The 14,034-nt window shown below is 71.9% G+C and carries 11 protein-coding genes; 10 read left to right on the forward strand and 1 reads right to left on the reverse strand.

Going from position 1 to position 14,034, the window contains the following annotated elements:
• Positions 1–153: 153 nt before the first annotated feature.
• From ACIQFZ_RS15865 to ACIQFZ_RS15880, 4 genes are all read left to right on the forward strand, one after another.
• The gene (locus tag ACIQFZ_RS15865; RefSeq protein ID WP_365775578.1) at positions 154–1,707 is read left to right on the forward strand and encodes an NAD(P)/FAD-dependent oxidoreductase; all 1,554 of its coding nucleotides are present in this window, start codon (positions 154–156) and stop codon (positions 1,705–1,707) included.
• Positions 1,704–2,747, forward strand: coding sequence for an alpha/beta fold hydrolase (locus tag ACIQFZ_RS15870; protein WP_402691458.1), 1,044 nt, complete (start codon positions 1,704–1,706; stop codon positions 2,745–2,747). The genes ACIQFZ_RS15865 and ACIQFZ_RS15870 overlap by 4 nt, the downstream gene beginning before the upstream one ends.
• Positions 2,744–3,637 (forward strand): SDR family oxidoreductase, encoded by an 894-nt coding sequence (locus tag ACIQFZ_RS15875; protein WP_365432744.1) that lies wholly within the window; start codon positions 2,744–2,746, stop codon positions 3,635–3,637. The genes ACIQFZ_RS15870 and ACIQFZ_RS15875 overlap by 4 nt, the downstream gene beginning before the upstream one ends.
• Before the next feature lie 96 nt (positions 3,638–3,733).
• Positions 3,734–3,964: a hypothetical protein gene (locus ACIQFZ_RS15880; protein WP_402691459.1), complete on the forward strand. Its 231-nt coding sequence runs from the start codon at positions 3,734–3,736 to the stop codon at positions 3,962–3,964.
• Between the two features lie 244 nt (positions 3,965–4,208).
• Here the strand turns inward: ACIQFZ_RS15880 and ACIQFZ_RS15885 are convergent, their stop codons facing one another.
• The gene (locus ACIQFZ_RS15885) at positions 4,209–7,643 is read right to left on the reverse strand and encodes a S41 family peptidase (protein ID WP_402691460.1); all 3,435 of its coding nucleotides are present in this window, start codon (positions 7,641–7,643) and stop codon (positions 4,209–4,211) included.
• A gap of 155 nt (positions 7,644–7,798) precedes the next feature.
• Here ACIQFZ_RS15885 and ACIQFZ_RS15890 point away from each other — a divergent pair, with 155 nt between their 5' ends.
• From ACIQFZ_RS15890 to ACIQFZ_RS15915, 6 genes are all read left to right on the forward strand, one after another.
• Positions 7,799–8,398 (forward strand): TetR/AcrR family transcriptional regulator, encoded by a 600-nt coding sequence (locus ACIQFZ_RS15890; protein WP_365775582.1) that lies wholly within the window; start codon positions 7,799–7,801, stop codon positions 8,396–8,398.
• A gap of 104 nt (positions 8,399–8,502) precedes the next feature.
• Positions 8,503–10,719, forward strand: coding sequence for an MMPL family transporter (locus ACIQFZ_RS15895; RefSeq protein ID WP_402691461.1), 2,217 nt, complete (start codon positions 8,503–8,505; stop codon positions 10,717–10,719).
• A gap of 153 nt (positions 10,720–10,872) precedes the next feature.
• On the forward strand, positions 10,873–11,373 hold the full coding sequence (locus ACIQFZ_RS15900) for a YbaK/EbsC family protein (RefSeq protein WP_402691462.1): 501 nt from the start codon (positions 10,873–10,875) through the stop codon (positions 11,371–11,373).
• Positions 11,370–12,215, forward strand: coding sequence for an EamA family transporter (locus tag ACIQFZ_RS15905; protein ID WP_402691463.1), 846 nt, complete (start codon positions 11,370–11,372; stop codon positions 12,213–12,215). The genes ACIQFZ_RS15900 and ACIQFZ_RS15905 overlap by 4 nt, the downstream gene beginning before the upstream one ends.
• Before the next feature lie 411 nt (positions 12,216–12,626).
• Positions 12,627–13,610 carry a trypsin-like serine protease gene (locus tag ACIQFZ_RS15910; RefSeq protein ID WP_402691464.1) on the forward strand — a complete coding sequence of 328 codons (984 nt, stop codon included), beginning with the start codon at positions 12,627–12,629 and terminating at the stop codon, positions 13,608–13,610.
• A 135-nt stretch (positions 13,611–13,745) separates the two neighbouring features.
• Entirely contained in the window at positions 13,746–14,021 is a 276-nt protein-coding gene (locus ACIQFZ_RS15915; RefSeq protein ID WP_225074761.1) for a DUF1876 domain-containing protein, read from the forward strand.
• Positions 14,022–14,034 lie beyond the last annotated feature (13 nt).

Below are 14,034 nucleotides of genomic sequence, written 5' to 3' on the forward strand. Positions count from 1 at the left end.
GCCTATGTTGTACCGGCGGTAACTTTTCCTCTGCCGCCCCCTACCGGTCGGTACGGACCTCCTCTACTCTCCCCATTGCGCCAGTGTTCACTGGCAGAGTCGCTGAAGGCTGCACGCGGGTCGCTGTAACGCGAGTCATGGGAGGGGCGCTCAATGGCCGAGCACGAACACGAGCACGAGCACGAGGACCGGCATGTGCGGGTGGCGGTGATCGGGTCCGGCTTCGGCGGACTGGGCGCCGCCGTGCGGCTGCGCCGGGAGGGGATCACCGACTTCGTCGTGCTGGAGCGGGCCGGCGGCGTCGGCGGCACCTGGCGAGACAACAGCTATCCGGGATGCGCCTGCGACGTGCCCTCGCACCTGTACTCGTTCTCGTTCGCGCCCAACCCCGACTGGCCGCGCACCTTCTCCGGGCAGGAGCACATCCGCGCCTACCTGGAACACGTCACGGACGTCTTCGGCCTCCGCCCGCACCTGCGCCTCCACTCCGAGGTCACGAGGATGACCTGGGACGCCGAGAAGCTGCGCTGGGACATCGAGACCACGAGCGGGAACCTGTCGGCCGACGTCGTGGTCGGCGCGACCGGTCCGCTGTCCGAACCGAAGGTCCCGGACATACCGGGGCTCGACTCCTTCCCCGGCAAGGTCTTCCACTCCGCCCGCTGGGACCACGACCACGACCTCGCGGGCAAGCGGGTCGCCGTGGTCGGCACCGGAGCCTCCGCCATCCAGATCGTGCCGTCCATCCAGCCCGAGGTCGCCCGGCTCACCCTCTTCCAGCGCACCCCGCCGTGGGTGATGCCCCGCGTCGACCGCGAGATCAGCGGCGTCGAGCGCCGGATGCACCGCGCGCTGCCACTGACCGCGCAACTGCGCCGTGGACTGCTGTGGGGCATCCGGGAGTTGCAGGTCCAGGCGTTCACCAGGCATCCGGGCCAACTCGGTTTCGTGGAGCGGCTGGCCCGGCTCAACATGTCCCGCGCCATCAAGGACCCGGACCTGCGGGCCAAGCTCACCCCCGACTACCGCATCGGCTGCAAGCGGATACTGCTGTCCAGCACGTACTATCCGGCACTCGCGCAGGACAACGTGGACGTCGTCGCCAGCGGACTGAGCGAGGTCCGCGGGTCGACCGTCGTCGCCGCCGACGGCACCGAGGCCGAGGTGGACGCGATCGTCTTCGGCACCGGCTTCCACGTGACCGACATGCCGATCGCCGAGCGGGTCGTCGGCGCGGACGGCCGTACGCTCGCCGAGAGCTGGAAGGACGGCATGGCCGCGCTGCGCGGGGCGTCCGCGGCCGGCTTCCCGAACTGGATGACGATCATCGGCCCCAACACCGGCCTCGGGAACTCCTCGATGATCCTGATGATCGAGTCCCAGCTGAACTACCTGGCCGACTACCTGCGCCAACTGCGCGTCCTCGGCGGCCGGGTCGCCCTCGACGCCCGGCCCAGCGCCGTGAACGCCTGGAACCGCAAGGTGCAGGAGCGCATGAAGCGCACGGTGTGGAACACCGGCGGCTGCACCAGCTGGTACCTCGACGCGGGCGGCCGCAACACCACCGTCTGGCCCGGTACGACCACCGAGTTCCGGCAGGCCACACGGCGGGTGGATCTCGCGGAGTACCAGGTCCTCCGGGCACCCGGGTCCCAGGGCGCGGCCGGCCGCACCCCGGCGCGGCGGCCCGTGGAGGTGGACGCGTGAGCCGTCCCGCCCGCCGGACGGCCGGGGGCCGTCCGGAAGACCACGCTGCCCCGGATCCGTACGCCCCTCCCGTCCCCGCCCGCGAACTCACCGCCGTCTCCGCCGACGGGGCCCGGCTGCACGTCGAGGTGCACGGGCCGGTGGACGACCCCGCTGCCCCGGCCGTCGTCCTCGCCCACGGCTGGACCTGCTCCACCGCCTTCTGGGCCGCGCAGATCCGGGATCTGGCCGCCGACCACCGCGTCATCGCCTACGACCAGCGCGGCCACGGACGCAGCCCGGCGAGCCGGAGATACGGCACCGACGCGCTCGCCGACGACCTCGAAGCCGTACTCGCGGCGACGCTCGCGCCCGGCGAGAAGGCCGTGGTCGCGGGACACTCGATGGGCGGGATGACGGTGATGGCAGCGGCCGGCCGACCCGGCTTCCAGGAGCACGCGGCGGCCGTTCTGCTGTGCAGCACGGGCAGTTCACGGCTGGTCGCCCGGTCGACCGTCGTACCGATCCGGGCCGGCCGGCCGCGCACCTGGCTGACCCGTCGCGTCCTCGGCTCCCGGGCGCCGCTCGGGCCGGTCACTCCGCTCGCCCGGCGGATCCTCAAGTACGCCACGATGGGCCCCGGTTCGGCGCTGCACATGGTCGAGGTGTGCGCACGGATCGTGCACGCCTGTCCGCGCCGGGTGCGCCACGCCTGGTCGCAGGTGCTGGACCGGCTCGATCTAGACGACCACGTACGGCAGTTGAGGGTGCCGGTGGCGGTCGTCGCGGGCACGGCCGACCGGCTGACCCCGCCGGAGCACGCGCGGGCGCTGGCCGCCGCGCTGCCCGACTGCCTCGGCCTGACCGAGCTTCCGGGGCTCGGCCACATGGCGCCGGTGGAGGCACCTGGGCTGGTCACCGCGAAGATCCGGGAACTCGTCACCGGTCACGTACCCGGTCAGCCGACCGGCCATGGTGCCGGTCACGTCCCCGGCCAGGTCACCGGCCGTGGAAGCGCATACGAGCAGCACGACGAGGCACGGATCAGGGAGGGTGCATGAGCAGGGTGAGCCTGGAGGGGCAGGTCGCGGTCGTCACGGGGGCCGCGCGGGGCGTCGGCGAACTGCTCGCCCGCAAACTGTCCGCGCGGGGCGCGAAGATCGCGCTGGTCGGCCTGGAGCCGGACCTGCTCGAACAAGTCGGCAAGCGGCTGCACGGCGAGAGCGCCCACTGGCATGCCGACGTCACCGACCACGAGGCGATGGCCCGGGTCGCGGCGGAGGTCGAGGAGCGGTTCGGCAGGGTCGACATCGTGGTCGCCAACGCGGGTGTGGCGAGCGGCGGTCCGTTCGCCGACTCCGACCCCGACTCCTGGCGGCGGGTGATCGAGGTCAACCTCATCGGATCGGCGGTCACCGGGAGGGCGTTCCTGCCGGCGCTCACCGCGAGCCGCGGCTACCTGCTCCAGATCGCCTCGCTCGCCGCCATCACCCCGGCGCCGATGATGACGGCGTACTGCGCCTCCAAGTCCGGTGTGGAGGCGTACGCGCACAGCCTGCGGGCCGAAGTCGGCCACCGGGGCGTGCGGGTGGGCGTCGCCTACCTGTCGTGGACCGACACCGACATGGTGCGTGGGGCCGATCAGGACGACGTCATGCGGGAGTTGAGGCAGCGGCTGCCGTGGCCGGCCGGCCGGACCTATCCGCTGGGGCCGGCGGTGGACCGGATCGTGGCCGGGATCGAGCGGCGCGCCGCCCATGTGTACGGGCAGTGGTGGCTGCGCGGGATGCAGGGCGTGCGCGGGTGGCTGCCGGGCGTCGTGGGGACCGTGGGGCAGCGCGAGGTACGGCGCTTCGCGGACCGCCTGTCGGGGGTGCGGACCGGGCTGGTCGGAGCGGGTGGCGCGGCCGACGAGCGGCACCGATCCGCACCGGCTACGCAACGTCACTGATCGACATGCGCAGGGTCACCGCCCGTGTGAATCTGGTCGAGGCCGATCCCCTAGCCCACTTGGGGATCCCACTCACCCAACACGGGAGTGAACAGCATGGGTATGAAGGACAAGTACCAGGACCCGTCCGAGCAGCGGCAGCAGCAGGGCCGGCAGCGCCCCGGCGAGGGCCGCCCCGGCGAGGGCCGCCCCGGCGAGGGCCGCCCCGGCGAGGGCCGTGAGAAGGCCGGGCAGCGCCCGTCCCAGCCGCGCGAGCGCGGGCGTCAGGACGGCCACGACACGCCGGACGAGATGGAAGACCGCCTCAACCAGGACTACGACCGCTAACCACGGCCCGTAGTCAGCGTTGTTGCTGCGCTCGGCCTCGGCCGTGACGGTGTGGGGTGTCCCGGATGCCGGGGCACCCCATGTCCGTGCTGTGGTGCCGGGGTCGGGCCGCTCGGCGGCGCGCAAGTCCGGCCGCTCGGCAGTGCGCAGGTCCGGCTGCGTGAGACGGACACCGCGCATTCGGCCGTTCAAGTCCGGCCGTGTGAGCCCGGCGAGACGGGTCCGGCCGCTCAAGTCCCTTCGCTCAGCGACGTGGAGGCAGCTTCGGCCGCGAACGGTCGGGTACGTCGCGGTAGTCCGGCGGGATCGCCGCCGGGTTGGCGGCCAGCAGTTCCAGGGCCAGTTCGATCGCGTCGTCCATCTCGACGTGCCGGCCCTCGGCCCAGTCCAGGGGGGTGCGCAGGCTCTCCACGTCGGGGGTGACGCCGTGGTTCTCGACGGACCAGCCGTAGGCGTCGAACCAGGCCGCGTTCATCGGCACCGTGATCACCGTGCCGTCGCCGAGGCGGTGCCGGCCGGTCATGCCGACCACCCCGCCCCAGGTGCGCTGGCCCACCACGGGCCCCAGCTTGAGCAGTTTGAAGGCGGCCGTGATCATGTCGCCGTCGGACGAGGTCGCCTCGTCGGCGAGGGCCACGACGGGCCCGCGGGGCGCGTCGGAGGTGTACGACACCGGCTGGGCGTTGCGGGTCAGGTCCCAGCCGAGGATGGTGCGGGTCAGCTTCTCGATGACCAACTCGCTGATGTGACCGCCCGCGTTGCCGCGGACGTCGACGATCAGCGCGGGCCGGGACACCTCCATGCGCAGGTCCCGGTTGAACTGCGCCCAGCCGGAGCCGCCCATGTCGGGGATGTGCAGGTAGCCGCATCGACCGCCGCTCAACTGCCGTACGACGGCCCGGCGTTTGGCCACCCAGTCCTGGTAGCGCAGCGGGCGCTCGTCGACCAGCGGCACGACGGCGACCCGGCGCGGCGGTCCCTGGCCCTCCGCGGGGGAGAACGTCAGCTCCACCGTCGTGCCGCCCGTTCCCGCGAGCAGCGGGTAGGGGCCCGTCACCGGATCCACCGGGCGCCCGTCGACGTGGGTGAGCACCGCGCCCTCGCGGATGCCCGCGCCGGCCAGCGGGGAGCGGGCCTTGGAGTCGGAGGAGTCGCCGGGCAGGATCCGCCGGACGACCCAACGGCCGTCACGACACATCAGGTTGGCGCCGAGCAGACCCTGAAGGCGCTGGTAGTGCGCGGGGCCCTCGTTGCGGCGGGCGGGGGAGACGTAGGCGTGGGAGGTGCCCAGTTCGCCGAGGACCTCGCGCAGCAGGTCGGCGAACTCGTCCGGGGACGCGACGCGTTCGACCAGCGGGCGGTACTGCGCGAGCACCGCGTCCCAGTCGATGCCGCACATGTCCGGCTCCCAGAAGTAGGTGCGGATCAGCCGGCCCGCCTCCTCGTACGACTGGCGCCACTCGGCGGCCGGGTCGACCACGTGCAGGATCCGGCGCAGGTCGATCCAGGTCGTCGTGTCGCTGTCGCCGATCTCCGTGGACGGCACCGCGCGCAGCTCGCCCTCGTCGACGACGACCAGCCGGGTGCCGTCGCCGCTGACCGCGAACCAGTCCAGGTGACCGACGAGTTCGTACTTCTTGGCCTTGCTGATGTTGAAGTGCTCCAGCGTCGGCCGGCCGGTGATGTCGTCCGGGTTGACGAACGTCTCGCCCAGGGCGCCGGAGATCGGCCAGCGCAGCCAGACCAGGCCACCGCCGGCGACCGGGTGCAGCGCCGAGTACTTGGAGGCGATGACCGGGAACGGGGTGACCCGGTTCGCCAGGCCCTCGACCTCCACGGTCACCGCGCCGGACTCGCCGGTCTCCTCGTCCTCGACGGGGTCCAGACCGCCCGCCGCCGGCCGCCCCTCGGGGTTCAGCGCGAAGGGGGACGGGGTCGCGGAGGACAGCGGAACGAGGTACGGCTTGCAGCCGAGCGGGAAGGACAGGTCGCCGGTGTGCACGTCGTACACCGGGTCGAAGCCGCGCCAGGACAGGAAGGCCAGATACCGGCCGTCCCGGGTGAACACCGGGTTCTCGTCCTCGAAGCGGCCGTTGGTGACGTCGACGATCAGGCGGTCCTGGATCCGCGCCATCCTGATCTGCCGCAGCGAACGCCCGACCCCGGGATGCGACCAGGTCAGCCATGCCCCGTCGGGCGAGAACGCCAGGTCCCGCACGGGCCCGTTCACGGACCGCACCAACTCGGTGAGACGGTCGGCCGAACCGTCCGTCGCGTCGGGGACGGCCGGACCTTCCGTCGCACCGGTCGCGGCGGGCGCACCGGCGTCCGCGGGGCCCTCGGCGGTATCCGGACCGGCGGAGGTCTCCCCGCTCGGCGAGGCACCCGCGGCCGCCTCCGGCCCCTCCGCCCCCTCGGACGCCTCCGCCGGCTCCCCCTCGTTCACGTCGCTCACATCGCTTACGTCGAGCAGCAGCAGGCGGCCGTCGTGGGAGGCGAGGGCCAGGCGTTCGCCGGCGGGGTCGGAGGCCGTCTCCAGGACGCGGCCGAGGCGGCCCGAGGCGAGCCGGCGCAGCGGGCGGGTGCCGCTGGCCCGGGGGAGGTGGGTGATCTCGACGGCGTCCTCGCCGTCCGCGTCGGTGACGTAGGCGACCTGGCCGGTCTCGCCGAGCATCTCCGGCAGCCGGATGCGCACACCGGGTGTGTCGATGAGGGTGCGGGCGGGGCCGTCGCGGTGGGTCAGCCAGTGCAGGGAGCCGCGTACGACGACCGCACTGGCCCGGCCCGTCTCGTCGACGGAGATGCCGTCGACGTGCTGGGCGGCCGGCACCTGGTAGAGGCGGCGGCCCGCCTGCGGCCCGCTCGGCCGCACCTCGAGCCGGCGCGGGACCGAGTCGGCGGACAGGTCGTCCACGATCCACAGGTCGCCCGCGCACTGGTACACCACCCGCGTGCCGTCGCTGGAGGCGTGCCGGGCGTAGAAGGCGTCGTGGTCCGTGTGCCGGCGCAGGTCGGAGCCGTCGGGGGCGCAGGAGTAGAGGTTGCCGACGCCCTCGTGGTCGGAGAGGAAGGCGATCCGGCCGCCGACGAACATCGGGCAGGCCAGATGCCCGCCGATGTCGGCGAGCAGCCGCTGCCCGTGCAACCACAGCCGGCCCGTCGCACCGCCCCGGTACCGCTTCCAGGAGGCCGGTTCGTGCGGCGGCGTCCCGGTCAGCAGCAGGGTCTTGTGGCCGCCGTCCACGTCGGCGACCTGGAGGTCGGAGACCGGCCCCCAGGGCAGCTTGCGGCCGGGGGAGCCGTCGGTGCCGACCTTGTAGGCCCAGGTGAAGTAGGAGAACGGCTCGCCGTGGGAGGTGACGGCGAGGATGTCGGTGCCGCCGTGTTCGTCGGGCGGCGCCCATCCGCACACCCGGGTGTCGGTGCTGCCCCAGTAGGTCAGCTGGCGGGCCGGTCCGCCGTCCACCGCGACCAGGTGGATCTCGGGCACCAGACTGCGCCAGCTCGTGTACGCGATGTGCCGCCCGTCGGGGGAGAAGCGGGGAGGGCCGACCTTCGTGCGGTCCACCGTGAGGCGCCAGGCACGGCCCGCTCCGTCGAGCGGCGCCAGCCAGAGGTCGTCCTCGGCCACGAAGCACAGCAGGTCGCCGCTGAGGTGCGGCAGGCGCAGATAGCTCACGTTCCCATGCTTTGCCCGGGTATGGGCCGCAGCAACTTATGCCGAACCGACAGTCGTGACCCAGGACACGTACGAAACGGTTTCGTTTCGTTAGAGGGGTGCGCTACATTCTTCGTGTACGAAACGGTGTCGTTCCAAGCGGGAAGGCGGCAGACATGGCCGAGGTCGCGACCGGGCGCCGCAGCCGCATCACGCCCGAGCGTGAGGCGGAGCTGTACGCCGCGGTGCTCGACCTGCTCCGCGAGGTCGGCTACGACTCCCTCACCATGGACGCCGTCGCCGCCCGCACCCGGTCCAGCAAGGCCACCCTCTACCGCCAGTGGGGCGGGAAGGCCGAGCTCGTCGTGGGGGCCATGCGGCACGGCAAACCGGTGCGGCTCGACACGATCGACACCGGAACGCTCCGCACCGACCTGCACGCCCTCGTCACCCGCGAGGACGACTGCGTCATGGAGCAGAACTCCGCGCTGATGCGGGCCCTGGCCATGGCGATGCACACCAACCCGGACCTCAGACAGGCCTTCCGGGACCAGCTCATCGAACCGGAGATGGCCGAGTTCCGCGCACTGCTGCAACGCGCCGTCGACCGGGGCGAGATCCGGGCGGACTGCCCGGCGCTGGACTTCGTGGTGCACATGCTGGCCGGCGGCTTCGTCGTCCGGGCGCTCATCGAGGCCCAGCCGCCGACCCAGGCCTTCCTGCATTCGTACATCGACGCCGTGGTCCTCCCCGCCCTCGGCGTACCCACCTCCTGACACCTCTCCCCAGCAAGCCCACCCTCTGACGTCACCGCTCACGTCGTCGGGCTGATCACCCCTGCCCACAACCACCCCCACGACATGACCGGGAGTACGTCAACGTGGCCACGTTCCTCTACAGACTCGGCCGCCTCGCCTTCCGGCGACGGCACTTCGTCGCCCTGATCTGGCTGGCACTGCTGACCCTGGCGGGCGTCGGCGCCGTTTCCGCGCCGGCCGCCGGAAACACCTCCTTCTCCATCCCGGGCACCGAGGCGCAGAAGGCCTTCGACCTGCTGGAACAGCGCTTCCCGGGGGCGAGCGCCGACGGGGCCACCGCCCGCGTGGTGTTCAAGGCGCCGAGCGGCGAGAAGATGACGGACGCCGGGAACAAGGCGACCGTCGAGAAGACGGTCGAGGACCTGTCCCGCGGCTCCGAGGTCGCCTCCGTCGCCGACCCCTACACCGCAAGGGCCGTCAGCCAGGACGGCACGATCGCCTACGCGTCGGTGCGGTACAAGGTCTCCGGCATGGAGCTGGAGGACTCCTCGCGCACCGCCCTGAACGAGGCCGCGCAGCAGGCGCGGGACGCCGGGCTGACCGTGGAGATCGGCGGCGACGCCCTCCAGACCGCGCCGCAGACCGGCGCGAGCGAGGTCATCGGCATCGCGGTCGCGGCCGTCGTGCTCGTCATCACCTTCGGCTCGCTCCTCGCGGCCGGACTGCCGCTGCTGACCGCGCTCGTCGGCGTCGGCATCGGAGTCTCGACGATCACCGCCCTCGCCCACACCCTGGACCTGGGCTCCACCACCTCCATCCTGGCCACGATGATCGGCCTCGCGGTCGGCATCGACTACGCCCTGTTCATCGTCTCCCGCTACCGCGCCGAACTCGCCGAGGGCCGCGAGCGCGAGGAGGCGGCCGGACGGGCCGTCGGCACCGCGGGCTCCGCGGTGGTCTTCGCCGGGCTGACGGTCGTGATCGCCCTGGTGGGCCTGTCCGTGGTCAACATCCCGATGCTGACGAAGATGGGCCTGGCGGCGGCCGGCACGGTCGTCATCGCCGTCCTCATCGCGCTGACGATGATCCCGGCCCTGCTGGGCTTCGCGGGCCGTAAGGTCAAGCCGTCCGGCGCGACGGGCGGGCTGCTCCGCCGCGGGCGCCCCGCGCGGCAGCCGGACCGGCCCAACATGGGCACCCGCTGGGCGAGCTTCGTCGTCCGCCGCCCGGTCGCCGTGCTGCTGCTCGGCGTGCTCGGCCTGGGCGCCGCCGCGATCCCGGCCGCCTCCCTCGAACTGGGCCTGCCGGACGACGGCTCCCAGCCCGTCTCCACCACCCAGCGCCGCGCCTACGACCTGCTCTCGGAGGGCTTCGGACCCGGCTTCAACGGCCCGCTGATGGTCGTGGTCGACGCCAAGGACAGCGCCGACCCCAAGGCGTCCTTCACCAAGGTCACGGAAGAGATCAAGGGCCTCAAGAACGTCGTCACGGTGACGGAGGCGCAGCCCAACAAGGCCGGCGACACCGCGACCGTGACCGTCGTCCCCGACTCCAAGCCGTCCTCCACCGCCACGGAGGACCTGGTGCACGCCATCCGCGGCGCGGGCGGCGACATCGAGGCGAAGACCGACGCGAAGGTCCTGGTCACCGGCTCCACGGCGATGAACATCGACGTCTCGCAGAAGCTCAACGACGCGCTGCTGCCGTATCTGGCGCTGGTGGTCGGCCTGGCCTTCCTGCTGCTGATCGTGGTCTTCCGCTCGGTCCTGGTCCCGCTCAAGGCGGCGCTCGGCTTCCTGCTGTCGGTGCTGGCGGCGCTCGGCGCGGTGGTCGCGGTCTTCCAGTGGGGCTGGCTGTCGGGCCTGATGAACGTGGAGGAGACCGGCCCGGTGATGTCGATGATGCCGATCTTCATGGTGGGCGTCGTCTTCGGTCTCGCGATGGACTACGAGGTGTTCCTCGTGACCCGCATGCGCGAGGCGTACGTCCACGGGGAGAAGCCGGGCCAGGCCGTGGTGACCGGGTTCCGGCACTGCGCACGGGTGGTGACGGCCGCCGCGGTCATCATGATCGCCGTCTTCTCCGGCTTCATCGGCTCCAGCGAGTCGATGGTCAAGATGATCGGCTTCGGGCTGGCGATCGCGGTGTTCTTCGACGCGTTCATCGTGCGCATGGCGATCGTGCCGGCCGTACTGGCCCTGCTGGGCCGCCGGGCCTGGTGGCTGCCCGGCTGGCTGGAGCGCGCCCTGCCCGACGTGGACGTGGAGGGCACGGCCCTGCACACCGAGCAGCCGCGGCACGCCGACCCGGACGAGCGGCGGGAACTCGTGCAGGTGTGAGCTCGTAGCTCACCGGAGGGACCGGCCGGTGAGGGTGCCGTGGGGACGGCGCACCCTCACCGGCCTCGGCCGTGTTCGGCGGTGTTCGACAGCCTCGTCCACCACGTGGGAATTCTTTCGTGATGTCCGTAACCGGCAGCTAGCCTGCCGTTCATGACGACGACATCCGAGTCAGGAGCCCACCCCCGTTTCGCCGACGCCCTTCGTGAGTTGGGGCTCGACGAGCTGATCCCCGAGGTCCGCAGGTTTCCCGAGGCGACCAGGACCGCCGCCGAGGCCGCGGCGGCCGTCGGCTGCGAGCTGAGCCAGATCTGCAAGTCGCTGATTTTTGCAGCCGACGGGGAGCCGGTGCTGGTGGTCATGGACGGTGCCTCCAGGGTGGACGTCGAGCGTGTCCGGGAGGAACTCGGCGCCGAGAAGGTCACGCGGGCCAAGGCGGACGTCGTGCGGGAGGCGACCGGGTACGCCATCGGCGGTGTACCGCCCTTCGGGCACCGGACCCGGACCCGCGTGCTCGCCGACCGGTCGCTACTGGACCACGACGTCATCTGGGCGGCCGCCGGAACCCCGTACACCGTCTTCCCCATGGCACCCGGGGCGCTGGTCGCCCAGGCCGGGGGCGTCCTCGTGGACGTGCGCGAGCGCACCTCGTGACGCCGGCGGTCACCGCGGCCGTCCTGCTCGCCGCGGTCACACACGCCAGCTGGAACGCGATCGCCCACCGCATCACCGACAAACTGACCGGGTTCACCCTCATCGCGGGCGGCGGCCTGCTGATCGGGCTGGCCATGGCGTCGTTCGCCGCGCTCCCGGCCCGCGGCGCGTGGCCGTACCTGCTCGTCTCGGCCGCGATCCACGTCGTGTACTACGCCCTGCTGATGAAGTCCTTCCGGCTCGGCGACTTCGGGCAGGCCTATCCGATCGCGCGCGGCACCGCCCCGCTCGTCGTCACCGTGCTCGCCGCCGTCTTCGCGCACGAGGTGCCCGACGGCTGGGCGGCCGCGGGCATCGCCGTGTCCTGCGCCGGCCTGACCGGTGTCGCCCTGTGGGGCCTGCGCGGACGCCGCCCCGACTGGGCGGCGATCGGCGCCGCCCTGGCGACCGGACTGGCCATCGCGGCGTACACGGTCGTCGACGGGCTCGGGGTGCGGGCCTCCGGGTCGTCCCTCGGGTACATCGCCTGGCTGATGGCGATCCAGGGCGTGGTGATCCCGGCGTACGCGGTGTGGCACTGGCGCGGGCGCACGGTCGCCGCGCTGCGGCCGTACGTCGCGGTGGGGCTGCTCGGGGCGGCGCTGTCCGTGGCGGCGTACGCGCTGGTGCTGTGGGCGCAGACGAAGGCGGAACTCGCGCCGATCGCCGCGCTGCGGGAGTCGTCGATCATCGTGGGCGCCGCGATCGGCGCCGTGTTCTTCAAGGAGCGCTTCGGGGCACCGCGCATCGCGGCCGCCGGACTGCTGGTCGTCGGCATCGGGCTGATGCTGCACACCGGCTAGTGCTGCGCCGCCGCCCGGCCAGCGGGCATCCGCGCTTTTGTGCCCGGCTCGCTGACAGACAGTCACTCGGTGGATCGAGGTTCAGCTGTCCCGGCCCAGGGCCGCAGCGGATCTTGCGGAGCAGTGTGAGGGCACGGTTCCCCAGCCGGCTCGGTCAGTTGAATTGTTTGGCCGATTGAAGCCCGTGTATCCATCACACTGCGGCCGTGAACGCGACGTGGTTCTTCCCGATTGCTGCAGGGGCGGGTCTGACCAGCCGTCGGCGGGGCCACGCTCCGGGCCTCGGGTTTTCCCCAGTACGTAAGGGAAGAGGGCCATACCATCGACTGGCCTGTTTCCCGGATGGTTTGGCAGGCATCGAAACAACGAGGCTGAATGCGTACGGATCCACTGAGCAAAAAGGAACCCTCTGTGTACAGCTTCAAGCCACTGCGCCGTCGTACCGCCCGCACCGCTGCCGTCGGCGTTCTCGCAGCTGCGGCCTGCGTCACTGTCATGGCCGGCAGCGCCTCAGCCATCGTCAACGGATCGGACTCCACCGAGCACTACCCGTTCATGGCGACCGTCCCCGAGTCGGCCCCCACGCTCGGTCTGAACGACGGAACCTGCGGGGCGTCGCTGATCGACAAGCAATGGGTACTGACGGCGGCCCACTGCGTGAAGGGTGACGGCCTGGAGCTGGACGGCATCGTGCGCGTCGGCAGCGACCACCGCAAGTCCGGCGGCACTGTCCGGAAGATCGACCGGATCTTCGTCCACCCCGGCTATGTGAACGGCGCGGGCAAGGCCGCCAACAACAACGACCTCGCGCTGATACGCCTGGACCGCCCGGTCGCCCAGCGCCCCATCAAGATCGCCGAGCATGTAGGGCGCCCTGGCGCGCCGACCCGGCTCCTGGGCTTCGGCACCACCGTCGACACCGAGCTCAAGTTCCCGGACCGGCTGCAGGAGCTGAACACCCGCAGGGGCGCTGAGTCCGAGTGCGCGCCGGGCTACGCGGGCCCGACCCGGCTGTGCACCATCACCACCGTGCCCAAGGCCATGGCGTGCTTCGGGGACTCCGGCGGGCCGCAGGTCCAGAAGGGCCGGAACGGCCGCTGGGAGCTGATCGGCGTCACCTCGGGGCCCGGTGCCCCGAAGGTGCCGTGCTCGGAGGGTCCTGGCCTCTACACCAACGCGCCCGCCTACGCGGGCTGGATCAACAAGACCATGAAGACCAACCACGCCCCGAAGAACTACCACGCCCTGTCGACTGCGGCCATGGGCTCCGACCTCGCCGAGACCGGTACGAACGACAACACCGCGGCAATCGCCGGTATGGCCGCCGCGCTGGTCGTCGCCGGTGGCGGCACCGCCGTCGCAGTACGCCGCCGCAAGACCCGCCGCGCCGCCTAGTGCTGTGACCTCTCGTTCGGGTCATGCCGGGCTGATCCGGCCTGATCCGAACGAAAGACTCCGGCGCGGGCTCCTTGGGTGCGCGGGCGGCGGCCGAGGGGCACCCTGGAAGGAGGTGTTCCGGAGGTGACCGTCATGATGAAGACCGTTGTGGGATGGCACATCGAGCTGGAGTTCCAGGAGGACGGGCAGCACACCCGGGCGGCGGCGCTGGTCCGCTTGCCCGACGGCAGCGAGGTCCGGGCTCACGGCAGGGCCAGCCGCCACCACACCGACTCCGATCAGCCGCGGGTCGGCGAGGAGATCGCCGGTGCGAGGGCCCTGAACGAACTCGCCATGCAGCTCCTGACCAAGGCGCACGGCGAGATCGACCAGGCGTCGGGCCGCACGTCGCAGCCCATCCACGTCTGAACTCCCACGGGAA

It is taken from the genome of Streptomyces sp. NPDC093064 (genome assembly GCF_044754605.1).
GTDB lineage: Bacteria > Actinomycetota > Actinomycetes > Streptomycetales > Streptomycetaceae > Streptomyces.